The 26,161-nt window shown below is 42.1% G+C and carries 25 protein-coding genes and 1 riboswitch; of the genes, 23 read left to right on the top strand and 2 right to left on the bottom strand.

The genetic code is table 11. The features are described from left to right. The first annotated feature begins 188 nt into the window (after positions 1-188). The 6 genes from pflA (at position 189) to ABVF55_RS03835 (ending at position 5,117) form a co-directional block, all read left to right on the top strand. Positions 189-983, top strand: a complete 795-nt coding sequence (gene pflA, locus ABVF55_RS03810; RefSeq protein WP_003005017.1) for a pyruvate formate-lyase-activating protein — start codon at positions 189-191, stop codon at positions 981-983. A gap of 124 nt (positions 984-1,107) precedes the next feature. Next, complete coding sequence (locus ABVF55_RS03815; protein ID WP_003005572.1) at positions 1,108-2,043, top strand: manganese-dependent inorganic pyrophosphatase; 936 nt, start codon at positions 1,108-1,110, stop codon at positions 2,041-2,043. Positions 2,044-2,105: 62 nt separating this feature from the next. Beyond that, positions 2,106-2,618 carry a YiiX/YebB-like N1pC/P60 family cysteine hydrolase gene (locus ABVF55_RS03820; protein ID WP_320909805.1) on the top strand — a complete coding sequence of 171 codons (513 nt, stop codon included), beginning with the start codon at positions 2,106-2,108 and terminating at the stop codon, positions 2,616-2,618. 378 nt (positions 2,619-2,996) lie between these two features. Then, a complete protein-coding gene (locus tag ABVF55_RS03825) occupies positions 2,997-3,698 on the top strand; it encodes an MBL fold metallo-hydrolase (RefSeq protein WP_320909806.1) in 702 nt (233 codons plus the stop codon). Next, positions 3,698-4,276: a TetR/AcrR family transcriptional regulator gene (locus tag ABVF55_RS03830; RefSeq protein WP_320909807.1), complete on the top strand. Its 579-nt coding sequence runs from the start codon at positions 3,698-3,700 to the stop codon at positions 4,274-4,276. Before ABVF55_RS03825 ends, ABVF55_RS03830 begins: the two co-directional genes overlap by 1 nt. Before the next feature lie 190 nt (positions 4,277-4,466). Next, positions 4,467-5,117, top strand: coding sequence for a DUF1803 domain-containing protein (locus ABVF55_RS03835; RefSeq protein WP_320909808.1), 651 nt, complete (start codon positions 4,467-4,469; stop codon positions 5,115-5,117). 315 nt (positions 5,118-5,432) lie between these two features. Here the strand turns inward: ABVF55_RS03835 and ABVF55_RS03840 are convergent, their stop codons facing one another. Next, a complete protein-coding gene (locus ABVF55_RS03840) occupies positions 5,433-6,878 on the bottom strand; it encodes a UDP-N-acetylmuramoyl-L-alanyl-D-glutamate--L-lysine ligase (RefSeq protein ID WP_445285556.1) in 1,446 nt (481 codons plus the stop codon). 87 nt (positions 6,879-6,965) lie between these two features. On the opposite strand from ABVF55_RS03840, the gene ABVF55_RS03845 reads away from it, so the two are divergent. From ABVF55_RS03845 to ABVF55_RS03905, 13 genes are all read left to right on the top strand, one after another. After that, on the top strand, positions 6,966-8,594 hold the full coding sequence (locus tag ABVF55_RS03845; RefSeq protein ID WP_151378663.1) for a putative polysaccharide biosynthesis protein: 1,629 nt from the start codon (positions 6,966-6,968) through the stop codon (positions 8,592-8,594). A gap of 407 nt (positions 8,595-9,001) precedes the next feature. Beyond that, the gene (locus tag ABVF55_RS03850) at positions 9,002-10,099 is read left to right on the top strand and encodes a cystathionine gamma-synthase (protein WP_070449302.1); all 1,098 of its coding nucleotides are present in this window, start codon (positions 9,002-9,004) and stop codon (positions 10,097-10,099) included. A gap of 1 nt (position 10,100) precedes the next feature. Further along, positions 10,101-11,264, top strand: a complete 1,164-nt coding sequence (locus tag ABVF55_RS03855) for a MalY/PatB family protein (RefSeq protein ID WP_445285557.1) — start codon at positions 10,101-10,103, stop codon at positions 11,262-11,264. Positions 11,265-11,299: 35 nt separating this feature from the next. Then, a riboswitch (M-box (ykoK) riboswitch) is annotated at positions 11,300-11,457 on the top strand. A gap of 207 nt (positions 11,458-11,664) precedes the next feature. Beyond that, on the top strand, positions 11,665-14,325 hold the full coding sequence (mgtA, locus tag ABVF55_RS03860) for a magnesium-translocating P-type ATPase (protein WP_445285558.1): 2,661 nt from the start codon (positions 11,665-11,667) through the stop codon (positions 14,323-14,325). 221 nt (positions 14,326-14,546) lie between these two features. Further along, complete coding sequence (gene upp, locus ABVF55_RS03865) at positions 14,547-15,176, top strand: uracil phosphoribosyltransferase (RefSeq protein ID WP_049491218.1); 630 nt, start codon at positions 14,547-14,549, stop codon at positions 15,174-15,176. A 128-nt stretch (positions 15,177-15,304) separates the two neighbouring features. Further along, positions 15,305-15,895, top strand: coding sequence for an ATP-dependent Clp protease proteolytic subunit (locus tag ABVF55_RS03870; protein ID WP_049473995.1), 591 nt, complete (start codon positions 15,305-15,307; stop codon positions 15,893-15,895). 278 nt (positions 15,896-16,173) lie between these two features. Continuing rightward, entirely contained in the window at positions 16,174-16,452 is a 279-nt protein-coding gene (locus ABVF55_RS03875) for a DUF2129 domain-containing protein (protein ID WP_003013098.1), read from the top strand. A 108-nt stretch (positions 16,453-16,560) separates the two neighbouring features. Next, a complete protein-coding gene (locus ABVF55_RS03880; RefSeq protein WP_023918808.1) occupies positions 16,561-17,718 on the top strand; it encodes an ABC transporter substrate-binding protein in 1,158 nt (385 codons plus the stop codon). Between the two features lie 81 nt (positions 17,719-17,799). Next, on the top strand, positions 17,800-18,669 hold the full coding sequence (locus ABVF55_RS03885) for a branched-chain amino acid ABC transporter permease (protein WP_021153669.1): 870 nt from the start codon (positions 17,800-17,802) through the stop codon (positions 18,667-18,669). A gap of 3 nt (positions 18,670-18,672) precedes the next feature. Next, positions 18,673-19,620 carry a branched-chain amino acid ABC transporter permease gene (locus tag ABVF55_RS03890; RefSeq protein WP_003008278.1) on the top strand — a complete coding sequence of 316 codons (948 nt, stop codon included), beginning with the start codon at positions 18,673-18,675 and terminating at the stop codon, positions 19,618-19,620. Further along, positions 19,620-20,384, top strand: a complete 765-nt coding sequence (locus tag ABVF55_RS03895; RefSeq protein ID WP_003005595.1) for an ABC transporter ATP-binding protein — start codon at positions 19,620-19,622, stop codon at positions 20,382-20,384. Before ABVF55_RS03890 ends, ABVF55_RS03895 begins: the two co-directional genes overlap by 1 nt. Continuing rightward, the gene (locus ABVF55_RS03900; protein ID WP_003005434.1) at positions 20,384-21,094 is read left to right on the top strand and encodes an ABC transporter ATP-binding protein; all 711 of its coding nucleotides are present in this window, start codon (positions 20,384-20,386) and stop codon (positions 21,092-21,094) included. The genes ABVF55_RS03895 and ABVF55_RS03900 overlap by 1 nt, the downstream gene beginning before the upstream one ends. Before the next feature lie 174 nt (positions 21,095-21,268). After that, the gene (locus ABVF55_RS03905; protein WP_003005183.1) at positions 21,269-21,925 is read left to right on the top strand and encodes a CBS domain-containing protein; all 657 of its coding nucleotides are present in this window, start codon (positions 21,269-21,271) and stop codon (positions 21,923-21,925) included. Positions 21,926-22,400: 475 nt separating this feature from the next. Here the strand turns inward: ABVF55_RS03905 and ABVF55_RS03910 are convergent, their stop codons facing one another. Next, positions 22,401-23,288, bottom strand: a complete 888-nt coding sequence (locus ABVF55_RS03910) for a YitT family protein (protein ID WP_445285559.1) — start codon at positions 23,286-23,288, stop codon at positions 22,401-22,403. 149 nt (positions 23,289-23,437) lie between these two features. Here ABVF55_RS03910 and tmk point away from each other — a divergent pair, with 149 nt between their 5' ends. The 4 genes from tmk to rsmI are packed head-to-tail and all read left to right on the top strand — an operon-like array spanning position 23,438 to position 26,156. Next, positions 23,438-24,076 carry a dTMP kinase gene (gene tmk / locus ABVF55_RS03915; RefSeq protein WP_445285560.1) on the top strand — a complete coding sequence of 213 codons (639 nt, stop codon included), beginning with the start codon at positions 23,438-23,440 and terminating at the stop codon, positions 24,074-24,076. Beyond that, positions 24,073-24,966, top strand: a complete 894-nt coding sequence (locus ABVF55_RS03920) for a DNA polymerase III subunit delta' (protein ID WP_070675047.1) — start codon at positions 24,073-24,075, stop codon at positions 24,964-24,966. Before tmk ends, ABVF55_RS03920 begins: the two co-directional genes overlap by 4 nt. Before the next feature lie 9 nt (positions 24,967-24,975). After that, positions 24,976-25,296 carry a DNA replication initiation control protein YabA gene (gene yabA / locus ABVF55_RS03925; protein WP_003005416.1) on the top strand — a complete coding sequence of 107 codons (321 nt, stop codon included), beginning with the start codon at positions 24,976-24,978 and terminating at the stop codon, positions 25,294-25,296. A 2-nt stretch (positions 25,297-25,298) separates the two neighbouring features. After that, entirely contained in the window at positions 25,299-26,156 is an 858-nt protein-coding gene (rsmI, locus tag ABVF55_RS03930) for a 16S rRNA (cytidine(1402)-2'-O)-methyltransferase (RefSeq protein ID WP_003005580.1), read from the top strand. Positions 26,157-26,161 lie beyond the last annotated feature (5 nt).

Consider the following 26,161-nt stretch of genomic DNA (forward strand, 5'->3'; position numbering starts at 1 on the left):
AGGAGTCGCTGGCTCCTTTTTTTCTCCTAAAATACAGGACAGATAGTCCCATATTGGAAACTGTACTAGGACAATGAAAACTACTGAAAAGAACAGTTTCTTTTCAAAAAGAAGCTTAAACTCTTTAAAATAGATGGAATCGTGTTATAATAAAACCATAAAACGTTTTCAAGAGAAGAGGTTCCTCAATGGAAAATGAAACAGTTGACTATGGAAAAGTAACAGGAATGGTACACTCAACAGAAAGTTTTGGTGCAGTAGACGGGCCTGGGATCCGCTTTATTGTCTTCCTTCAAGGGTGTCAAATGCGGTGTCAATACTGCCACAATCCAGATACTTGGGCAATGGAAACCAACAAGTCCCGTGAGCGGACGGTGGATGATGTCTTAGAAGAAGCCCTCCGTTATCGTGGATTTTGGGGCGAAAAAGGGGGAATCACTGTTAGTGGTGGAGAAGCCCTCTTGCAGATTGACTTTTTGATTGCACTTTTTACCAAGGCTCAAGAGTTGGGCATTCATTGTACTTTGGATACCTGTGCTCTTCCTTTCCGCAATACGCCTCGTTATTTGGAAAAATTTGACCGCTTGATGGCAGTGACTGACTTGGTACTTCTGGATATCAAGGAAATCAATGATGAACGGCACAAAATTGTGACCAGCCATACCAATAAAACGATTTTAGCTTGTGCCAAGTACTTATCTGATATTGGAAAACCAGTCTGGATTCGTCACGTTTTGGTACCTGGGCTTACAGACCGAGATGACGACTTGATCGAGCTTGGAAAATTTGTTAAAACCCTTAAAAATGTTGATAAATTTGAGATCCTTCCATACCATACTATGGGGGAATTCAAATGGCGTGAATTGGGAATTCCGTACAAATTGGAGGGTGTGAAACCACCGACAAAAGAACGGGTCCAAAATGCAAAAGATTTGATGGAAACAGAAAGTTACCAAGATTACCTGAAACGGGTCAAAGGATAAAAAGTATAGACAGTTGGGCCTTCCAGCTGTCTTTTCTATTGAAATGCACAACTATTCCCTTTCTTTAAATGGCAAAACGTGCTAAAATAGAGTGAATCTATAAATGAAATAAAGAGGTAGAAACATGTCAAAAATTCTCGTTTTTGGTCACCAAAATCCTGACTCAGATGCTATCGGCTCATCTGTAGCTTTTGCTTATCTTGCAAAAGAAGCTTATGGTTTGGATACAGAAGCAGTGGCTCTTGGAACTCCAAATGAAGAAACAGCTTTCGTATTGGACTATTTTGGTGTGGAAGCACCACGCGTCATCACATCAGCTAAAGCAGAAGGTGCAGAACAAGTCATCTTGACGGACCACAATGAATTCCAACAATCTGTTTCAGATATTGCTGAAGTAGAAGTTTATGGTGTAGTGGATCACCACCGTGTGGCTAACTTCGAAACTGCCAGCCCACTTTACATGCGTTTGGAACCAGTTGGATCAGCATCTTCTATCGTGTACCGTATGTTCAAAGAACACGGTGTAGCAGTGCCAAAAGAATTGGCAGGTTTGATGCTTTCAGGTTTGATTTCAGATACCCTTCTTTTGAAATCTCCAACAACACACCCATCTGATAAGGTGATTGCGCCTGAATTGGCTGAATTGGCTGGTGTCAACTTAGAAGAATACGGTCTTGCCATGCTCAAGGCTGGTACTAACTTGGCAAGCAAATCAGCAGAAGAATTGATCGATATCGATGCCAAGACTTTTGAATTGAACGGAAACAACGTTCGTGTGGCTCAAGTGAACACAGTTGATATTGCGGAAGTTTTGGAACGCCAAGCTGAAATCGAAGCAGCTATCCAAGCTGCCAATGCAGCTAACGGATACTCTGACTTTGTTTTGATGATTACAGATATCGTCAACTCAAACTCAGAAATCTTGGCTCTTGGTGCCAACATGGACAAGGTAGAAGCAGCTTTCAACTTCAAACTTGAAAACAACCACGCTTTCCTTCCAGGTGCCGTTTCACGTAAGAAACAAGTGGTTCCTCAATTGACTGAAAGCTTTAATGCTTAATGATAAATGGGGAAACCCATCGTTAAAAGGAGTTTCGACTCCTTTTTTGCTAGGAGGAGATCGTGCTAGAAAATGGTGATTTAATCTTTGTTAGAGAAGACACAGAAATGGGGCAGGCCATTCAGGCCTCTACTGGCAACTATAGCCATGTAGCTATCTTTTTGGACGGATTCATTTATCATGCCACTGTAGAAGGTGGCGTCCTTGCCCAGTCCCCTGAAGATTTCTTTGAAGCTGAGAAAGTATATGACTTTTATCGCTGTGCGGAGATTGATTGTCCAGAGGTCAAAAAGCGAGCAGAGAGTCTTTTAGGGGCTCCCTACAATGCTTCCTTTTATCCGGATGGAGATGGTTATTACTGTTCCCAGTTCATCTCAGAACTACTTCCTATTTTTGAGACCATTCCCATGAAGTTTGGAGATGAGGAAGAGGAGATTAGTCCGTTTTGGGAAGATTACTACAGAGGGCTCGGTCTAGCGGTTCCTTTGGATCAACCTGGAACCAACCCGAGTCAGTTAGCCCAGTCACCACAGCTACAGTTTAAAGAAAGGTATTTGGATGATTTGGATTCATGAAACAACAATCTGAATCTTTGATACAGTTTATAAGAGTTACATCAAACTAAAGAAAAATAATTTTTCAATCCTTTCCTTTGATGAGTGCGGACGTCAGCGAACTTCTTGGAAGTTCCATGACTTAGTTTTGAGCCTAAGGTCTCAAAAATACCGAGTCCTTGAAACCTAATTGTTTCAAGGACTTTTCTCACAGCGGAAAGTCTCGATATATCATTTTTTACTTTAAAAACATATTTTACGTTCGAATACAACTTGAAAAAGTTGTATTTTTTCTACTATCCTCTGGATGTTTCTTGTTTAGACAGATAAAATATGATATACTTCACAAAAAACTAACCACTGGTTAGTTTTTGCCGGAATTCAAAGGAGGAAGTAAATATGTCTTTCTTGTATCGTTTATTAACACGTACAAAACAAATCAGTCCACATATAAGAAAGTTTGAGTTCGAATTGGGTGTTTTTGTTGTCAGCATATGGCTAGTTGAATCATCTGGTCGCTTTTATGTGATTGATACGGGAATGCGAGGAATGGAGAAGTACGCTGCCCAGTTTTTACTCCCACAAAAAATTGAAGCAATTTTTCTGACCCATGGACATCCAGATCATATCAAAGGTTTGCTCTATCTTAGACAGCACTTTGGGAACATCCCGACTTTAATCAGTGAGAAGGAATTCCCCTATATTTCAGGCAAAGAACCTTTTCCTAATAGAAAAGAGACGGAAAAAGTGATTTTTGATCCGGCTACTTTTATAACTGTTGAAAGTCAAGAAGGTCAAGACTTGATAAGTAGTGCAGGACTAAAACCCCTATTTTCTCCTGGGCATTCCCCTGGTCATGTTGTTTATTACCATGAAGAGGATCAAGTTTTAATCGCTGGAGATCTTTTCACAGCTACGAGAAGTGGGAAGTTGCGTCCACCAATGAAAGGATATACAGCAGATATGAGACAAGCTTTAGCTAGTGGTGAAAGAATTCTCAAGGATTATTCGCAGGCCCTTGTTAGTGTTTGTCATGGCAGTGAGGTAAAAGATGCCGTACGAGATTTTGAGGCATCGGATGGGTTTAAAGGGAGTTTGTAATGGCAAAGAATACAAGGTCTAGAATTATCAAGGCAGCCGAGGAACTTTACCGGACAGAATCTCAGCAAAAAGTAGGAATCAGGCAGATTGCTCAAGCTGCAGGATGTTCACATACAGCTATTTATCAGTATTTTAAAAAGAAAGAGGATATATTATATGCAGTAGCGGAAAAACCGTTAACTCACCTCTATCATACTTGCTTAGAAATCAGTCATTCCAAGCAGAATGATAAGGAACGTCTGCTTCAAATCTGTCAAACATACGTGGATTTTGGGTTTAGAGAACGTAATTTTTATGAATTATTGATTTTTTACCGTGGAGAGCATGAAGATTCAGGCGATTGTTCGCAACCGTTGATGCAATTGAGAATGAAAAGTTATCGTTTATTGGAAGAAGCTATTGATGTCTTTTTACCGAAAAACTTATCTGATGCAGAAGCGCTAAATATTCGTAGTGGAATCTTTATTTTTTTACATGGCTTAGTAAGTATCTACAGTAGGGACAATGAAGAATGTCCAGAACGCATTAAGCAACTACTGACTGATTTTATTTCTTTTAAAATAATAGGAATGAAATGAGTTGGAATAACTTATGGGGCTTCTACAGTAAACTTGGATTGAAAAGACTAAGTTCTTTTATTGCCTTATTTTCCCCTCTTGCCTGCCTATCCATAAATTGAAGATTTTGTCCTTTGGTATTGATTTCGCTTAAACTAATTTTTATGTTACAATAAGAACGAACCGATAAAACAGTAAACGAGACCTATTTATGATTACAATCATTAATCCCACACGTTTGACACGTCAGCCATTTTTCAAGGACTTGATCAATTATTTGGACCAGCACGACGATGTGATCCTGCGGCAAATTAAGGCCCAATTTCCGGATCAACCAGTGGATAAGCTGATGGAGGAGTATATCAAAGCGGGCTTCATCCTTCGAGAAAATAAACGCTACACTCTCAATTTGCCCTTCTTGGAGTCAGCTGATCTTGTTGAATTGGATCAAGAGGTCTTTGTCCGAGAGGACAGTGAATTTTATCAGGAACTAAAAAACAAAGTTTTCCAAACGGAACTCCGCAATACTACCAATGAAGCGATTTTGGTGGAGGAGACGGACTTTGCGCGAGATGCACAGACCCTTTCCAATTACTTCTACAAGGTTGCTCACCAATATCCATTGACAGAGGATCAAGAAAAGCTCTATGCCATCTTGGGAGATGTCAATCTCGAGTATGCTCTTAAGTATATGACCAGCTTTTTGCTCAAGTTCCTCAAAAAAGAAGTAGTCCAGCAAAAGCGCAAGGACATCTTTGTCGACAGTTTAGAAATCTTAGGCTATATCCGCAAAAATGATGAAGGCAAATATGAATTAGCAGTGGACTTGGACAAGGAAAGACTGATGTTTATCAAACAATAGAAAGAGGCTAGGAAAACTTCCTAGCCTCGGATTGAAGACAAAGTCATCTTAAAAACTTTCCTTAAGTGAGTACGGACGTCAGCGAACTTCTTTGAAGTTCCATGACTAATTATTGAGCCTAAGGTCTCAATAATTCCGAGTGCCTGAAACGTTATTGTTTCAGGCACTTTTCTCACAGCGGAAAGTTTCGGTATTTTCTTAAATCGATTTAAAAAATAGAACTCATTTTTTTGTAGTATTGTTTAACTTTTTTTACTTTAAAATAAGTTATCTACATTTTAAGGCTAGGAATTTTCCTAGCCTTCTTTCGTTTGATTATAGGTAACGTTCAGCGATGGCGGCATCACCTGGATATTCTTCTTTTACGCCATTGACGATTTGGTAGCAGTCCGCTCCTTTTCCGGCGATAATGACGGCATCTTCAGGCTTGCTGGTTGTTGCCATGGCCAGTTGAATAGCTTGTTCGCGATCTGCGATTTTCTCGACAGGGCGCGTGATGAAGCTGCTAATCTCTTCAGCGATAGCCAAAGGATCTTCATAGTTGGGATCATCCGCTGTGAGGAAGACTTGGATCTCAGGATGGTCTTCTAAGAGTAAGCCAAAGTCCTTGCGGCGACTCTCTCCTTTATTCCCAGTTGATCCAAGGACCAGTGAAATGGTCCCTGTTTGATGGGTTTCGACAACTGAAAGCAGTTTTTTCAAGCTATCTCCATTATGGGCATAGTCGATGAAAACCTTAGCGCCGTTTTTCTGAGTCAAGACTTCCATTCGGCCAGGAACGCGCGTCTTAGCAATCCCTTTTTGGATATCCTTGAGGCTCGCGCCTAGACGAAGACAGGCAAGACCTGCTGCTACAGCATTTTCTTGGTTGAAATGTCCAATCAGTTGGATATCATAGTTTCCAGCTAATTTACCAGTGGCTGAGAAGCTGAAAGCTTTGGAGTTTTCAATTTGATTCTCAGACTGGCTTCCATAAAAATCATGGTCTTGGTTCGCGACTTGATCCGCTAAAACTTGGAAATGATCCATATCGCTATTGATGACTACGGCTTGGCTGTTCTTCATGAGGAGACGTTTGTGGTAGAAATAATCCTCAAAAGTTGGGTGTTCAATCGGTCCAATATGGTCTGGACTGATGTTGAGAAAAACACCGACGTCAAAGGTCAGACCGTAAACCCGCTTCACCAGATAAGCTTGACTGGAAACTTCCATAATCAAGTGGGTCCGATCATTGGCTACTGCCTCAGCCATCATGGCAAAAAGATCCAAGCTCTCTGGCGTTGTCAGGGTCGATTTAAAGAAGTTTTTACCATCCAGCGTCGTATTCATAGTCGACAGCATAGCTGGTCGGTGACTTTGTTCCAAAATATGGTAAGCAAAATAGGCCGCTGTTGTCTTTCCCTTAGTCCCTGTGAAGGCCAATAGTTTTAATTGTTTCTCAGGGTGCCCATAAAACTCCATAGCAATTAAGCTCATGGCCTGCTTGATATCATTGACGAGAATGGCAGGAATGCCAACTTCATAATCTTTTTCAGAGACATAAAAGCCGAGTCCATTAGAAATAGCCTGTTCCAGGTATTCTTTTTTGAAACTCGCCCCTTTAACAAAAAAGAGGGTGCTAGCAGAAATCTTCCGGCTATCATAGCTAATAGCATCAAAACTTGTTCCTTCTAGATGGTAGTAGTATTCACCATTTACTAGAACTTCTCGGAAATTTTGGTCTTGTTTTAAAATGTTGAGGGTTTGTTCAATTGTAATCATAAAACTATTGTAAACCTAAAGTCCCTATTTTACAAGTGTCATGGAAAAGTTTATAATGAAGAGAAGAAGAAACGAAAGAGGACACCAATGAGTCACGAACAAAATGACCAGCAAGCCCAGATGCTTCGCGGGACTGCCTGGATGACAGCCAGCAACTTTATCAGCCGTTTGCTAGGAGCCGCTTATATTATTCCTTGGTATATTTGGATGGGAAAATATGGGCCACAAGCCAATGGTCTTTTTACAATGGGCTACAATATCTATGCTTGGTTTCTCTTGATTTCGACAGCCGGAGTACCCGTAGCTGTTGCTAAGCAAGTAGCCAAATACAATACCCGGGACCAAGCGGATCATAGCTTTGCTTTGATTCGGGGCTTCTTGAAATTTATGGGAATTCTAGGCCTTGGATTTGCCATTCTCATGTATCTTTTGTCTCCTGTCTTTGCGAGTCTTTCAGGTGGGGGAAAAGAGTTGATTCCGATCATGCAGAGCCTTTCTTGGGCTGTCTTGATCTTTCCTTCGATGAGTGTCATTCGGGGATTTTTCCAAGGTTTTAACAACATGAAGCCTTACGCTATAAGCCAGATTGCAGAACAAGTGATCCGGGTCATCTGGATGTTGCTCACGACCTTCTTCATTATGAAGATTGGCTCAGGTGATTATGTGCAAGCTGTTACGCAGTCGACCTTTGCTGCTTTTATTGGTATGGGAGCGAGCCTGTTGGTGCTCTTTTATTACCTTGCAAAGACAGGCTTGCTCTCTTCTATTTTTAGAAAGCAAGAGGGAAGTGAAGGGATTGACACTCGGGCTCTCTTGATTGATACGATTCGTGAGGCCATTCCTTTTATTATCACTGGTTCCGCCATTCAGCTCTTCCAAATTGTTGACCAGATGACCTTTATCAATGTCATGTCTTGGTTCACAGATTATAGTCAAAAGCAGCTCTTGGTCATGTTTAGTTATTTCTCTGCTAATCCAAACAAAATCACCATGATCTTGATTGCGGTAGCGACTTCGATTGGGGGAGTTGGGATTCCTCTGTTGACAGAGAATTATGTGAAGGGGGACCTAAAAGCAGCTGGGAAGCTCGTACAGGATAACTTGACCATGTTGCTAGCTTTCTTGCTTCCAGCCACCTTTGGTGCAGTAGCAGTCGCAAAACCACTTTATACGGTTTTCTATGGGCAACCAGATGGCTTGGCCTTAGGACTCTTCATCGTAGCGATGTTGCAGACCGTAATTCTCGGTCTTTACACGGTCTTATCGCCAATGATTCAAGCCCTCTTTCAAAATCGCAAGGCCATTCGCTACTTCCTTTATGGTGTAGTGGTGAAATTGGTCCTACAAATTCCATTTATTTTGGTCTTTCGTTCTTATGGGCCGCTTTTGTCAACGACTATTGCGTTAATGGTCCCAATCGTTCTCATGTATCGGGAGATCCAAACCATTACTCAGTTTAATCGAACCATCATCTTCAAGCGGACCTTACTTGGTTCTATCCTGACTGTGGTGATGCTACTTGGAGTCTTGATCGCAGGCTTGATTTTGGGCTGGATTTTCCCACCAAATGGCCGTGTATCGAGCATGATTTATATCATCGTCATTGGCGGATTAGGAGTTGTTATCTATGGAGCCTTAGGATTATGGCTACGGTATTTTGACCGCTTTATCGGAGGTCAAGCTGCACGTCTCAGACAAAAATTCCGCATCAAATAAATCAGAGGTTGGACATTTATGTCCAGTCTCTGATTGAGGACAAAGTTATCTTAAAAACTTTCCTTAAGTGAGTACGGACGTCAGCGAACTTCCTTGAAGTTCCAAGACTAATTATTGAGCCTAAGGTCTCAATAATTCCGAGTGCCTGAAACTGAATCGTTTCAGGCACTTTTCTCACATCGGAAAGTTTCAGTAGATGATTGAATAATTCAAACGTATTAATTTTTATAGAATTTATTAGATTTGTAAAGAAGAACTGTTTGTCTATACTCTCAGGCTGGACATAAGTGCCCAGCCTTTTCTTATAGTTTGAAACTATAGCTAGGTCTTGAAAATGGGAAAACCGCTCTCCTCATAATAGTGATAAAATAGTAATCAGTTAGATTGAATGTTTATCGGAGGGCAATATGAGTAAAAAACGCAATATCAATACTATCTTGGCACAGGCAGGAATCAAGTCGGATAAAGCAACGGGAGCTTTGACGACTCCTTTGCATTTCTCTACGACTTACCAACACCCAGAATTTGGTCAGTCTACAGGTTTTGACTATACCCGTACGAAAAATCCAACACGCGCAACAGCTGAAAAGACTTTGGCAGCTATCGAAAGTGCAGATTATGCTTTGGCGACAAGCTCTGGAATGTCAGCCATCGTGCTTGCTTTTAGCATTTTCCCAGTTGGTTCAAAAGTCTTAGCTGTTCGTGACCTGTATGGCGGTTCTTTCCGCTGGTTTAACCAACAAGAGCAAGAAGGTCGTTTCTCTTTCACCTATGCCAATACAGAAGAAGAACTGATCCACCATCTAGATCATGATCCGGTGGATGTCCTCTATATTGAAACACCAACCAATCCATTGATGTTGGAATTTGATATTGCTCATTTAGCCAAATTGGCCCATGCAAAAGGTGCCAAAGTCGTGGTGGACAATACCTTCTATAGCCCAATCTATCAACGTCCGATTGAAGAGGGAGCAGATATTGTCCTACATTCAGCAACCAAGTACCTGGCTGGTCACAACGATGTCTTGGCTGGTGTTGTCGTGACAAATGATGCAGATCTGTATGACAAACTCTTTTACAATTTGAACACGACAGGTGCTGTTCTTTCCCCATTTGACAGCTATCTGTTGATCCGTGGTCTCAAGACACTCTCTATCCGGATGGAGCGCTCCACTGAGAATGCCCGCAAGGTAGTCGAGTTTTTGAAAACCTCCCCTCAGGTCAAAGAAGTCCTCTACACTGGAAAAGGTGGAATGGTCTCCTTTAAAATTCAAGATGAGAAAAAAATTCCTAACTTGTTGAATTCCCTTCAAGTCTTTACCTTTGCAGAAAGTCTTGGTGGAGTTGAAAGTTTGATCACTTATCCTACCACTCAGACTCATGCGGACATCCCTGCAGAAGTTCGCCATTCATACGGTTTGACAGATGATCTGCTTCGGTTGTCCATCGGAATCGAAGATGCGGATGATTTGATTGACGATTTGAAACAAGCATTGGAGGCTTAAGATGACCAAATATGATTTCACGACTTTACCGAATCGATTGACCCACCATACCTACAAGTGGAAAGAAACTGAGACAGATCCAGAAATCATTCCAGCTTGGATCGCGGACATGGATTTTAATGTCATTCCAGAAGTACGAGAAGCTGTTATCGGCTATGCAGACCAAATGGTCTATGGCTACACCTATGCATCGGATAGCCTCTACCAGTCTATCCTTGATTGGGAAAAAGAAGAGCATGGCTATTCCTTTGACAAGGAAGCTGTCGTCTTTATCGAAGGCGTTGTTCCAGCTATTTCAACAGCTATTCAAGCCTTCACCAAGGAAGGGGATGCGGTCTTAATCAATACACCGGTCTATCCTCCATTTGCCCGAAGTGTCAAACTCAATCGTCGAAAATTGATCGAAAATTCGTTAGTCGAAAAAGACGGTCTTTTCCAAATTGATTTTGATCAGCTAGAAAAAGACATTGTGGAGCAAGACGTTAAACTCTATGTTTTGTGCAATCCGCACAATCCTGGAGGCCGTGTATGGGATCGTGAAGTCTTGGAAAAAATCGGCCACCTCTGTCAAAAACATGGTGTCCTTCTCGTTTCAGATGAGATCCACCAAGATTTGGCCTTGTTTGGCCACCGTCATACCAGCTTTAACACGGTTGATCCAAGCTTTAAAGATTTCAGCTTGATCTTAACCAGTGCAACCAAGACTTTCAATATTGCAGGAACAAAAAATTCCTATGTGGTTATTGAAAATCCAAAGCTTCGTACGGCTTTTAAACAACGGCAATTGGCCAATAATCAACATGAAATCTCAGGCTTGGGCTATATTGCAACAGAAGCGGCTTATCGCCATGGTAAACCTTGGTTGACAGAGCTCAAGCAAGTCTTTGAAAAACACATCGACTATGTGGTAGATGAATTGCATGAAAAGACACAAATCCGTGTCATGAAGCCCCAAGGAACTTATCTTCTTTGGTTGGACTTTTCAGCCTATCCTTATACCGATGATGAGCTGCATGCTAAAATTCATGACCAAGCCAAATTGATTTTGAATCGTGGAACAGATTTTGGAAAAGAAGGAAACTTGCATGCTCGCCTCAATGTGGCAGCTCCCTTCACCCTCATTGAAGAAATCACCAAACGCTTGGTGGAAACTTTTCACAAATAAGTGTTGACTTTCTGTAAGTGAAGGAGTACAATATACTCGAAATACGGTAGGTGAGGCTACCACAAGGATACGGATGACTACCGCAAAGCAGTGGAGACACTACTCGTTGGTCAACAGTTCTGATCGCAAAGGTCAAGACTAAGTTCATTTCATTGCCTTGTGGAGCTAAAGCTTGGACGGTCAGTTTTTTGAGAGTTTTGATTGAAAAATAAATGACGAGTTTCATGAGTCCTACCGATCGAGGGTAGGACTCTTTTTTATGCCTTACCAAGAAAAGAGAAAGGAGAGAGCTATGATACAAATCGACGATCATCCCGAACCGCACCGAACCAGCCAATCGCTGATTTGTGTCGTAGGGACTCCAAAAGTGATTGGCTCCTGATTGAAAAAGGAGATACTAATGCAAACAAATAAAGAAAGACTCATTGCTGCTCTTCAAGAACCACTTGAAAGCACCTTTGCCAACTACAAAACCAGTGCCCTTGGTTTGGTTGACGATCAAGTAGAAGAAAACCGTGATATTTATGGCGAAAATGTCATCACAAAAGGTCAAGAAGATTCCATGATCAAAAAGATCTACGAATCGATCATCAATCCTTTTACGGTGATTTTGTTGGTCATTGCGCTGGTTTCCTTCATTACTAATGTCTGGCTAGCAAAACCAGGTGAACAGGATCCAACGACCTCCATCATCATTGTGACCTTGGTCTTGATCTCTGGTGGTATCCGCTTCATTCAAGAATTGCGGAGCGACAAAGCAGCTAGCAACTTATCACGTATGATTGTCAATACAGCGACCGTTCTGCGTGATGGATCGGAACAAGAAATTCCGATCGATGAAATCGTCGTAGGTGATGTGATCAAACTGAGTGCCGGCGATATGATCCCATCAGATGTGGTCTTGATTGATTCCCGTGACTTCTTTGTCCAACAATCTGGTCTCACGGGGGAAAGTGATGCTGTTGAAAAGGTTTGTCTCAGAAAAGCCGACAGTCAAAATCTAGATAGTCTCTTGGAAAGTGAAAGTTTGGCCTTTATGGGGACCAATGTCATCTCCGGACGGGCGACAGCCTTGGTCTTGGTCGTGGGAGATGAAACCATGATGGGAGCTATTGAGCAAACCATCAACACTTATGACGAACCAACCTCATTTGAGAGAGAAATGAATACCATCTCTTGGCTCTTGATTCGGCTCATGTTAGTGATGGTGCCCATTGTCTTTGTGATCAATGGCCTCACAGATGGTGACTGGTTAGAAGCGGGTGTCTTTGCCCTCAGCGTTGGGGTTGGTTTGACTCCGGAAATGCTGCCGATGATTATTACAGCGAGTCTTGCTAAGGGCTCCATCATCATGGCAAAAGAAAAAGTCGTTATCAAAAAACTCAATGCCATCCAAGACCTCGGCGCTATCGATATTTTGTGTACTGATAAGACAGGAACCTTGACCCAAGATGAAATCGTTTTGGAGTATCCGCTTGATATCCATGGCGATTTGGATCTATCAGTCCTTCGCCGGGCTTACTTGAATTCCTATTTCCAAACCGGGCTAAAAAATTTGATGGACCGGGCGATTATCAATCGGACCCAGAAAGAAGCCAAGAAACATGAAATTGTTCGCGACCTGGATCAAACCTTCCATAAGATTGATGAATTGCCCTTTGATTTTGAACGTCGTCGCATGAGTGTCATTGTCAAAGACGAAGACGGTGTGGTCAGCATGGTGACCAAGGGTGCCTTGGAAGAAATGCTTTCTGTATCGACTTATGTTGAGTACAAGGGGGAGATTAAACGCCTGACAGATGAAGTTCGTCAAGAGGTCCTCGCTGAAGTTGCTCAGTTAAATGAACAAGGACTTCGTGTTTTGGGTGTTAGCTACAAAACCGATTTGGACGAAAATGACATCTTTAGTGTTGAAGATGAACGAGACATGATCCTAACTGGTTACCTTGCCTTTCTTGATCCACCAAAACCTTCTGCAGCTCCAGCGATCAAAGCTCTTGCAGAATATGGGGTAACCACCAAGATCTTAACTGGGGACAATGAAAAGGTCACCCAAGCCGTCTGTGAAAAAGTAGGACTAGATGTCGAGCGGATTTTTTTGGGAAGCGAAATCGATACGATGACAGACCAAGAGTTAGCACAAGTTGTGGAAACAACAACGGTCTTTGCCAAACTATCACCAGATCAAAAAGCGCGGATCATCCTCTGCCTCAAGAACAATGGCCACAAGGTTGGTTACATGGGAGATGGGATCAACGATGCTCCATCCATGAAGGTCTCAGACGTTGGGATCTCTGTGGATACCGCTGTTGATATTGCCAAAGAAACGGCAGATGTCATCCTTCTAGATAAGGACTTGATGGTCCTTGAAAAAGGTTTGGTTGAAGGCCGCAAGGTCTATGCCAATATGACCAAGTACATCAAGATGACGGTCTCTTCTAACTTCGGGAACATTTTCTCTCTGCTCTTCGCCAGCATCTTTTTGCCTTTCCTTCCAATGGCTCCCGTTCATTTGATTGTGCTCAATCTTATCTATGATCTTTCTTGTATCGCCCTTCCTTTTGACAATGTCGACAAGGAATTCCTCAAGAAACCTCGTATCTGGGAAGCAAACTCCATCATGCGTTTTATGGCCTGGATTGGTCCAATTTCATCTGTATTTGATATTATTACCTACATGCTTCTTTACTTCCTTGTTGTTCCTATGATTTTAGGTCATGGCTACAACCATGGAGCAGCAGATGCAGCAGCCTTTATCATGGTGTTCCAAACTGGATGGTTTATCGAATCTATGTGGTCTCAAACCATGGTTATTCATATGTTGCGTTCACCAAAACTGCCATTTATCCAAAGTCGTCCAGCCTTCTCAGTCGTAGTGACGACCTTAGCAGCAGCCTTCTTTGTAACCTCCCTTCCATATAGTCCTTTGGCTTCTATCTTGAAGTTGAGCCAACTCAATGGATTGTACTTTGTTCTATTGTTTGCTATTATCGTCCTCTATATGCTTAGTGTGACGGTTGTCAAACGTATCTATATCAAGAAATACAAGGAATGGTTGTGATTTTTCCATAGAAAGAGTGAGTCCGAACTTTAAAAAATTAAGTGTAAGGGCTCTCTTTTTTTGGTGAAATTTGGTATAATAAGACGAATATAAAGTTGGAAATGAAGATTTCCACGTGTTGCGCGTATCAAAAAGGAGTAACAGAAAGAGGGAAAGTTTGACTCTTCCTCAATCCAAGCTCCTTTTTAAAAGATAGCAGCTTAGAAAGAAGGATCTCAAAAATGGGAAAACTAGAAGTTATTACACATCCACTCATTCAACATAAATTGTCTATTCTCCGTCGTACAGATACCTCTACAAAGGCCTTTCGTGAATTGGTAAATGAGATTGCTATGTTGATGGGCTACGAAGTGTTGCGTGAATTGCCTCTTGAGGATGTTGAAATTGAAACTCCTATTACCAAAACCGTTCAAAAACAAATCGCGGGGAAGAAGTTGGCTATTGTCCCAATTCTTCGTGCAGGGATTGGGATGGTTGATGGTCTCTTGAGCTTGGTACCAGCTGCTAAGGTTGGCCATATCGGGATGTACCGTGATGAAGAAACCTTGAAACCAGTTGAATACTTGGTGAAATTGCCAGAAGATATTGATCAACGTCGTATCTTTGTAGTAGACCCGATGCTTGCTACGGGTGGATCCGCTATTCTAGCGATTGATTCCTTGAAAAAACGTGGCGCTAGCCATATTAAATTTGTCTGCCTAGTATCAGCGCCAGAAGGGGTGAAAGCTCTTCAAGAAGCTCACCCAGATGTTGATATCTTTACAGCAGCCCTCGATGATCATTTGAATGAACATGGCTACATTGTTCCTGGTCTTGGAGATGCAGGTGACCGTTTATTCGGTACCAAATAAGAAACCATTCATGATTTGTCCGAAAGATGCTTAAGATTTGACCTTTTTTGACCATTGGTTTATAATAGCACATATACTTTGAACCTCACGAATCGTGAGAATGAATGGATACTAAAGGAGAAGAATAGATGATTCCAGTAGTTATTGAACAAACCAGTCGTGGAGAACGTTCTTACGATATTTATTCCCGTCTGTTGAAAGATCGAATTATCATGGTAACAGGACCAGTTGAGGACCAAATGGCTAACTCCATTATCGCTCAATTGCTCTTCTTGGATGCCCAAGATAATACAAAAGATATCTATATGTATATCAATACACCAGGTGGCTCTGTCTCTGCAGGTCTCGCCATTGTAGATACTATGAACTTTATCAAGTCAGATGTCCAAACCATTGTTATGGGGATGGCAGCATCTATGGGAACTATCATTGCTTCAAGCGGTGCGAAGGGCAAACGCTTCATGTTGCCAAACGCCGAGTACATGATTCACCAACCAATGGGTGGTACTGGTGGTGGTACCCAACAAACCGATATGGCGATTGCAGCAGAACACTTGCTCAAAACACGGAATAACTTGGAAAAAATCCTTGCGGAAAATTCAGGTCAACCGATCGAAAAAGTGCATGCTGATGCTGAACGTGACAATTGGATGAGCGCGCAAGAAACACTTGAATATGGCTTTATTGATGAAATCATGGCCAATAATAAATTGGACTAAACCATCCTATGGGAAGGTCCGTCAAGAGGCTGGGACAAAAGTCCTAGCCTCTCAATTATTTTTGGATTGTCGAGCAAAACACAGTGGTTGAGTGGGCTCTACTACGCTGATTTCATCAGCTTTTACAGCCCTACTCAACTGTGCGGAGGTGGGACGACGAAATCGAATTCTAACGAATTACCGATTTCTGTCCCACTCTCTTTTTTTGCTCTCATAAAAGAGTAGTTCTTTTTCTTGAAATTTGATATACTAGTAACAGAACGAGAAAGGGATTGACCATGTTTGAGAAACAAGAAAGAACAGGCTTAATTGTTAAATTGTATTACAATCGAGACGGGAAAAAATTACAATCAGTCGGAGATGTCTTGTACCATTCTAAGAAATGCCGTTATGTCCAATTGTATGTGGACAGTGACAAGGCCGATCAAGTCATGGAAGACTTAAAGAAAGAACGTTATGTCAAAAAGGTCTTGCCTTGCCATCTCAAAGATTTAGATACAGATTTTGTAGGAAGTTTACAACGATTGGAGACCCCATCTGTGGTCACAGAAGGTTAGAAAACGCAATCATTTGATGGATTGCGTTTTTTTTATTGACAATTGTCAGATAATTCGGTATATTCTTAATGTATTTATTTTAAGATTCATTTAAGGAGATCATTACAAATGAAGAAAAAATTTGCTCTTTCATTTTTAACCATTGCAAGTGTCGCTCTTCTTGCTGCTTGTGGTGAAGTTTCTACTTCAGGTTCAAACACAACTGGTAACGAAATCGGCAAAGAACTAAAAGTCGGTTTTAACTTTGAAAAAACTGGTGAAGTAGCAGCCTACGGTAGCGCTGAACAAAAAGGTGCTCAATTGGCCGTTGATGAAATCAACGCTAAGGGTGGAGCTGACGGTAAGAAGATTGTTGTCACAGATAAAGATAACAAATCTGAAACAGCTGAAGCAGCTACAGTCACAACAAACCTTGTAACCCAATCAAAAGTGAACGCTCTTGTAGGACCTGCAACTTCAGGTGCTACTGCAGCAGCCGTTGCCAATGCTGGTAAAGCAGGTGTTCCATTGGTTACACCATCTGCAACTCAAGATGATTTGACAAAAGGTCAAGATTACCTTTTCCGTGCAACCTTCATCGATAGCTTCCAAGGAAAAATCATTGCCAAATACACAACTGATAACTTGAAAGCGAAGAAAGTCGTTCTTTACTACGATAACTCATCTGACTATGCGAAAGGGATTGCTGAAGCCTTCAAGAAATCTTATAAAGGTGAAATCGTAGCAACAGAAACCTTCCAATCTAAGGATACAGACTTCCAAGCTGCCCTTACAAAAATCAAAGATAAAGACTTCGATGCGATTGTTCTTCCAGGTTACTACACAGAAACTGGTAAGATCGTAAACCAAGCGCGTGGTATGGGAATCAAACAACCAATCATTGGTGGGGATGGATTTAGCGATGCTAAATTTGTTGAACAAGCAACACCTGCTGCAGCTACAGATATCTACTACGTAGCTGGATTCTCTACTGAAGGTGAAATGACTGATAAAGCCAAGAAATTCGTAGAAGCATACAAAGCGAAATACAATGAAGAACCTTCAATGTTCGCAGCTTTGGCTTATGATTCAGTTTACATGGTTGCAGAAGCATCTAAAGGTGCTAAGAACTCTGTCGAATTGAAAGATAACCTTGCGAAGTTGAAAGACTTGGAAGGTGTGACTGGTACAATGTCAATTGACAAGAACCACAACCCGGTTAAATCAGCTCTTATGATTGGCTTGAAAGATGGTAAAGTCAAATCAGTTGAGTCTGTTAAACCATAATTATCATTTGTTGTTTGTACAAGAGGCTGGGAGAATGAAAATTCCTGGCCTCGCTCTTTATTGTTAGAAAGGATGGTTCAAATGCTCCAGCAATTAGTGAACGGTCTAATCTTGGGAAGCGTCTATGCACTCTTGGCCCTTGGTTATACCATGGTGTATGGAATTATCAAATTGATCAACTTTGCCCATGGAGATATCTACATGGTAGGTGCCTTTATGGGATATTTCTTATTGAACTCGTGGAAAGTGAACTTCTTTGTAGCCTTGCTCCTAGCCATGGTTGGGACGGCTATTTTAGGGGTTGTAATTGAATACCTGGCTTATCGTCCGCTTCGTCATTCGACTCGGATTGCAGCCTTGATCACAGCCATCGGGGTTTCCTTCTTGCTAGAATATGGGATGGTCTTCTTCGTAGGGGCCAATACCCGTTCCTTCCCGCAAGTGATTAAAACGGTTCGTTACAACTTCGGTCCTATTTCAATCTCCAATATTCAGTTGATGATCTTGGGAGTGTCTGTTTTCTTGATGGTCGCTCTTCAATTTATTATTCAAAAGACAAAGATGGGGAAAGCCATGCGGGCTGTATCTGTTGATAGTGATGCCGCTCAATTGATGGGGATTAACGTAAACCGTACGATCAGCTTTACCTTTGCTTTGGGATCAGCCTTGGCAGGTGCTGGTGGTGTCTTGATTGGTTTGTATTACAACTCGATCGAGCCTCTGATGGGGATGACACCAGGGATCAAAGCCTTTGTCGCAGCCGTTCTTGGAGGAATCGGAATCATTCCAGGTGCTGCCCTAGGTGGATTTGTCATCGGTTTGTTGGAAACCTTCGCTACAGCGATCGGTCTTTCAGACTTCCGTGATGCCATTGTGTATGCCATCTTGATTGTGATCTTGCTCATCCGTCCAGCAGGTATCCTCGGTAAAAATGTGAAAGAGAAGGTGTAAGCCATGAAACAAAATTTAAAAGTGAATTTAGTCTGGCTTGGTCTTTTGGTCGCAGGTTTTGCCTTGATCCAAGTCTTGGTTGCAGCGGGTGTGCTCAACCTCTTCTATATCCAAATTTTAGAACAAATCGGAATTAATATTATCCTTGCAGTTGGCTTGAACCTCATCGTTGGTTTCTCAGGTCAATTCTCACTTGGCCATGCCGGATTTATGGCGATTGGTGCCTACTCTGCAGCCATTCTCGGTTCCAAATCACCAACCTATGGGGCTTTCTTTGGCGCGATGGTTTTAGGTGCTTTGATTGCTGGTGTCGTTGCCTTGATCGTTGGGGTTCCAACCCTTCGTTTGAAAGGGGACTACCTCGCGATTGCGACACTTGGGGTTTCTGAAATCATCCGGATCTTGATCGTCAATGGTGGTACTCTAACAAATGGGGCTGCTGGGATCCTTGGTTTGCCAGCCTTTACAACTTGGCAATTGGTTTACCTCTTTGTTGTCATTACAACGATCTTTACCATTAACTTCTTACGCAGTCCAATTGGACGCTCTACCCTTTCTGTTCGTGAAGATGAAATCGCAGCAGAATCTGTTGGGATCAATACGACCAAAGTCAAAGTCATCGCCTTTGTATTTGGTGCGATCACAGCGGCGATTGCTGGATCTCTCCAAGCCGGCTTTATCGGCTCTGTTGTTCCTAAAGATTACTCTTTCACCAATACCATTAATGTCTTGATCATTGTCGTGTTTGGTGGTTTGGGATCAATGTCCGGAACAGTTGTGGCAGCCATCGTCTTGGGTATCTTGAACATGGTGCTTCAAGACTTCTCAAGTGTCCGTATGATCATTTACTCATTGGCTTTGATTCTCGTAATGATCTTCCGTCCAGGTGGTCTTCTTGGAACATGGGAATTCAGCTTGAAAAAACTACTCTCAAAAAAGGAGGCTAACTAATGGCACTTCTTGAAGTAAAAAATTTAACAAAAAACTTTGGTGGTTTGACAGCCGTTGGGGATGTGACCATGGAACTCAATGAAGGGGAATTGGTTGGATTGATCGGACCCAACGGTGCCGGTAAAACAACCCTCTTCAACCTCCTAACAGGGGTATATGAACCAAGTGAAGGGACCATTACCTTAGATGGTCAGCTCCTAAATGGTAAAGCACCTTATAAAATCGCTGCAGGTGGTCTGGGACGGACTTTCCAAAATATTCGTCTCTTTAAAGATTTAAGCGTTTTGGACAATGTCTTGATTGCCTTTGCCAATCACCACAAACCACATGTCTTTGCGAGTCTTTTCCGCTTGCCAAGCTATTACAAGAATGAAGAAGCTTTGAAAGCGAAAGCCCTTGAATTGTTAGCGATTTTTGGTTTGGAAAAAGAAGCAGATACCTTGGCCAAAAACTTAGCTTACGGACAACAACGTCACTTGGAGATCGTTCGTGCCCTTGCGACAGAGCCAAAAATCCTCTTCTTGGATGAACCTGCTGCAGGGATGAACCCTCAAGAAACAGCAGAATTAACCCAATTGATCCGTCGCATTCAAAAAGAATTTAATATTACGATCATGCTGATCGAGCACGATATGAGCTTGGTTATGGAAGTAACGGAACGGATTTATGTATTGGAATATGGTCGCTTGATTGCCCATGGTACGCCAGATGAAATCAAGACCAACAAACGCGTAATCGAAGCCTATCTAGGAGGTGAAGCCTAATGTCTATGTTAAAAGTTGAAAATCTTTCTGTACACTATGGCATGATCCAGGCTGTCCGTGATGTCAGTTTCGAGGTGAATGAAGGGGAAGTTGTTTCTCTTATCGGTGCTAACGGTGCTGGGAAAACATCTATTCTTCGTACGATTTCAGGTTTGGTGCGTCCAAGTGCTGGGAAAATCGAGTTTTTAGGTCAGGAGATTCAAAAGGTTCCGGCTCAAAAGATTGTAGCAGCAGGACTCTCTCAAGTTCCAGAAGGCCGCCACGTCTTTCCAGGCTTAACTGTTATGGAAAACTTGGAGATGGGAGCTTTCTTGAAGAAAGATCGAGAAGAAAATCAAGCTAACTTGAAGAAAGTCTTCTCCCGTTTCCCACGTTTGGAAGAACGGAAGAACCAAGATGCAGCAACCCTATCTGGTGGGGAACAACAAATGCTTGCAATGGGTCGTGCACTTATGTCAACGCCAAAACTCTTGCTTCTGGATGAACCTTCTATGGGATTGGCCCCAATCTTTATCCAAGAAATCTTTGATATCATCCAAGATATCCAAAAACAAGGGACAACTGTTCTCTTGATCGAGCAAAATGCCAACAAGGCTCTTGCCATCGCAGACCGCGGTTATGTTTTGGAAACAGGGAAAGTCGTTCTTACCGGAACAGGAAAAGAACTCTTAGCCTCAGAAGAAGTCCGCAAGGCCTACCTTGGTGGATAAGATTTCTAAAGTTCACTAGAATATTAAAAAGAAAGGTCCTGAAGACCTTTCTTTTTTCATCCCTCTTGTTTGATTTTTCTAAATTTTGAAAACAAGAGAAAACTGCTGAAAGCGTTTGAAATCATTCTTAAAATCAAGTATAATAAAACTAATAAAAGCATAGGAGAACTTGTTATGGCTGTTAAAGATTTTATGACACGTAAAGTGGTTTACATTAGTCCAGATACTACAATTGCCCACGCGGCAGATTTGATGCGCGAACAAGGTTTGCACCGTTTGCCAGTCATTGAAAACGATAAATTGGTTGGTTTGGTGACAGAAGGTACGATTGCAGAAGCAAGTCCATCTAAAGCAACAAGCTTGTCTATTTTCGAGATGAACTATCTGTTGAACAAGACTAAGGTTAAAGATGTCATGCTTCGCGATGTCATTACCGTCTCTAAATTTGCAAGCTTAGAAGATGCGACCTACCTCATGTATAAGAACAAGGTGGGAATTCTTCCAGTCGTGGACAATGACCAAGTATCCGGTGTCATCACAGACCGTGATATTTTCCGTGCTTTCCTTGAAGTATCCGGTTATGGAGAAGAAGGAGTTCGTGTTCGCTTTGTGACAGAAGATAAGGTTGGCGTTCTAGAACAAATCATTCACTTGATTGTAGAAGAAGGGTATAACATCGCAAATACAGTCAATATCCCAACAAAAGACGATCGTGTGGTTATCGAAGTCCAAATTGATGGGGTGACAGATCTAGAAGGAATCCGTAGTAAATTTGAAGCCAACGGTTTGAAAGTCGATGAAATCACTCGAACAACCGCAAAAGCTATTTAATAAAAAAATCAGGCTGGATGACAATCCAGTCTGATTTTTGTATAAGGTAACCTAATAAATTCTATAAAAATAATTATGATTTTATTAATCATGACGTGTATTCTAAGATTTTCCGCCGTGAGAAAAGAGCATGAAACATACTTGTTTCATGCTCTCGGAATTTTTGAGAGTAAAACAGTTTGGGGAACTGTTTTAGCCTGAGCTTAGAAATTAAAAAGCGAAGGGGCTCAATACAAATTGAACACAGGTTGCGGATTGTGTCAAAAAGATAAGTCTTCCTAGAATCTAAAGATTCTTCGTCAAACTTCCTATTTTGACTTTATCCGCAGGCGCCCTTTGTATCTTGATTTAGTCATGGAACTTCCTGGATTGCTGAAATCATCCACTGGATAATTTCACCTAACGTCCGTACTCACCTAAGGAAAATCGTAAATAGAAAAACAAAGCTAGATGACAATCCAGTCTGATTTTTCTATTAACGGGTAATGGGTTGTTTTTCTTTATCTAAAGTAAAGCCTTCGCCGAGAATTTCATGGGCTTCAGAAATGGTGATGAAGGCGAATGGATCGATCTGATTGATGATGTCTTTCATTTGTTTCATCTCATTCCGCGAAACGACACAGTAGACAATATCCAGGTCCTTACGGCTGTAATAGCCCATCCCGCGGATAAAGGTAATCCCGCGACCCAGATCGTCAGATACCTTTTTGGCAATTTCTTCTGGTTTAGAGGTAACGATAAGGAAGCCTTTTCCAGCAAAACCACCTTCTCCAATCAAGTCGATCACAAGGGTGTCAATCAGGATAAAGAAGAGGGTGTACATAGCGGTACGGACATCTTGGAAGACTACGACAACAGTTATCAGAACAATGGCATCGACAATCAACATGAGTTTTCCCATGGTGAGGGAAGTGTATTTGTTAAAGATGCGAGCGAGGATATCTGTTCCTCCAGTGGTTCCTCCAGCATTGAAGATAATCCCTAGCCCCAAACCAAGTACAACCCCTGAGGCTATACAGGCAAGCAGAATATCTCCTTTAAAGGCGTTAAAGATGAAGTGATGGTAGCGGTGGCTGAGGGGCATGGCCTCAAAAATCGCCATCCAAGCGGAAACCGAGAAAGTCCCCAGTAAGCTCAGGTAAAGAGATTTCTTGCCCAGCAGTTTCCAAGCCAGAATGAAAAGAGGGATATTGATCAGCAAGTTCATGATGGATACGGGGATTTTGAAGAGGTAATAGGTGATCAAGGTAATCCCTGTTGCTCCTCCTTCATAGAAGTGAAAGGGAATGACCAAAAAATAGATCCCAAACGAAAAAATGCCGGCCCCCAAGATGATAGCCAGAATATCTTTAAATTTAAACATGATAGGTTGTCTCCTAAAACTTTATAAGATCATTGTAACAAAAAAGTGAAAAAATGAAAATGACTTTGAAAAATTTTCTCTCCTAAAATACAAGATTTTTACCCTTATTTTTGGTAAAATAAAAAGAAGAAAACTAGAAAGAGGATACTATGGTAAACGGTACATTAATTTCATTTGAAGGTCCAGAAGGAGCGGGGAAATCATCGGTCCTAGAAGCCGTTATGCCTCTACTTGAAGAAAAAGGAATTCCTTTTATTACAACCCGTGAACCAGGCGGTGTAGACATTGCAGAAAAGATCCGCCAAGTCATTTTAGATCCAGACCATACTAGTATGGATGCCAAGACCGAGTTGTTGCTCTATATTGCTAGTCGCCGGCAGCATTTGGTGGAACGCGTCTTGCCAGCCCTTGCAGCTGGGAAGGTTGTCTTGATGGACCGCTTTATTGATAGCTCGGTCGCTTATCAAGGGTATGGTCGCGGTCTGAGTGTGGAAGATATCGAGTGGCTCAATCAATTCGCGACAGATGGTCTTAAACCAGATCTCACCCTTTACTTTGATCTGGATGTCGAAGAAGGGCTCGCTCGAATTGCGAAAAACCAAGAGCGGGAAGTCAATCGTTTGGATTTGGAAGGATTGGAGCTTCACCAAAAAGTCAGACAAGGTTATTTGGCCTTGTATGAAAAGGAACCAGAGCGCATTGTGAAAATCGATGCCAGTCAATCCTTTGAAGCAGTCTTTGCAGATGTCTTGGCTGTTTTAGAAAATCGCTTGGGGATATTGAAATGAAGCTAGAAGAGATCCAACAGCTCCAGCCAGAATTGGTGGAGCGCTTCACCCAGATCTTGGAACACAAACAGCTCAGTCATGCTTATCTCTTTACGGGTTCTTTTGCCAGTTTTGAGATGGCCCTCTTGCTAGCTCAAAGTCAATTTTGCGAAGATTTGCAGGGAGTCTGGCCTTGTGGCAAATGCCGTTCCTGCCGCTTGATTGCTGAAGAAGAATTCTCAGACGTAAAGATCGTGCGTCCAGTCAACCAGATCATTAAGACGGACCGCATTCGTTCGCTGGTTCAAGATTTTTCTCAATCAGGATTTGAAGGAAGTCGGCAGGTCTTTATCGTCCAAGATGCGGATAAGATGCATACCAATGCGGCCAACTCTCTCTTAAAAGTCATGGAAGAGCCCCAGAGTGAGATCTATCTCTTCTTGTTGACATCCGATGAAAACTTAATCTTACCGACTATCAAGAGTCGGGCCCAGCAGGTTCATTTTCCTAAAAAGCAAGCCTACCTAACGGAACTGCTAGAAAAAGAAGGCTTGATCAAGTCACAGGCAAATTTAGTAGCTCGTTTTAGTTTTAGTCTCGAAGAAGCAGAACAACAAAAAAAGAATGCTACGTTTTTTGAACTGGCAAAAGTTTGTGATCAGTTCATCGAACGTTGTCAATCCAATTTGAATCGCGCCTATTTGGAAGTGACACGCTTGGTGAGTTTAGCAGATGATAAGGAAAAACAAAGCCAGGCCTTTCGTTTGATGGAGTTGGCTTTAGAAGAGCAGTTGCGCTTAAGTCGATCCCAGCAGTTGCTTGAGAAATTGAGTCATGCTCGCAGGATGTGGAAGGCCAATGTTTCTTTTCAAAATGCTCTAGAATATATGGTGTTGAGCTTAGAAAGTTAAGGAGTCAGAATGAATAAAAAAGAATTATTTGATGCTTTAGACGGCTTTTCTCAGAATTTGTTGGTCACCTTGGCTGAAGTCGAAGCCATCAAGAAAAATTTGAAACAAGTCATCGAAGAAAATACAGCTCTTCGCTTAGAAAATGATAAATTGAGAGAGCGTTTGGGGGAAGTTGAGAAGACTTCATCCGCAAAGTCACAACACCATGGCCGTGAAAATTTGCAACGTATTTACAACGACGGTTTTCATATCTGCACTTATTCCTACGGTCAACGCCGTGAGAACGATGAAGAGTGTATGTTTTGTGACGAGTTGTTATTTAGGGAGTAAGCATGCAGATCCAACGAAGTTTTAAAGGGGAAAAGAAAACAGGGGTGCTTTACCTGGTCCCAACACCGATCGGCAATCGGGAGGATATGAGTTACCGCATGGTCCAGACCTTAAAGGATGTCGACTTGATCGCAGCTGAGGATACTAGAAATACAGGCCTCTTGCTCAAGCATTTTGAGATTGCGACACCCCAGACTAGCTTTCATGAGCACAATGCCATGGAGAAAATTCCAGATCTGATCGCCCATTTAGAATCAGGAAAGGATGTGGCACAAGTCTCAGATGCAGGACTCCCTAGTATTTCTGACCCCGGTCATGATCTGGTCAAGGCAGCGATTGAACGAGAGATTCCTGTCGTAGCTGTGCCTGGTCCTAGTGCGGGTATAACGGGTTTGATTGCCAGTGGTCTAGCCCCTCAACCTCATATTTTTTATGGATTTCTGCCTCGCAAAGAGGGGCAACAGAAGGCCTTTTTCCAAGAAAAAGTGGCCTATCCTGAGACTCAGATCTTTTATGAGTCTCCCCATCGAGTGAAGGCAACCTTAGAGAATATGTTGGCTGTCTATGGGGATCGTCCTGTCGTCCTGGTTCGTGAATTAACCAAAATCTACGAGGAATATACTCGCGGCAGTATTTCTGAGTTAGTCGCATTTCTTGAAGAAAATCCCCTCAAAGGGGAGTGCCTCCTGATCGTCGAAGGAGCCAAGGAAGAAGAGCTAGACCTAGAAGAGGTCGACTTGATCCAAGAGATCGATACCTTGGTCCAAGAGGGCATGAAGAAAAATCAAGCAATTAAACAGGTCGCCAAACAATACGGCCTGCAAAAGAGTGAGCTCTATGCTCGTTACCATCAAGACTAGGAAAG

This window comes from Streptococcus sp. KHUD_012, from assembly GCF_052588255.1.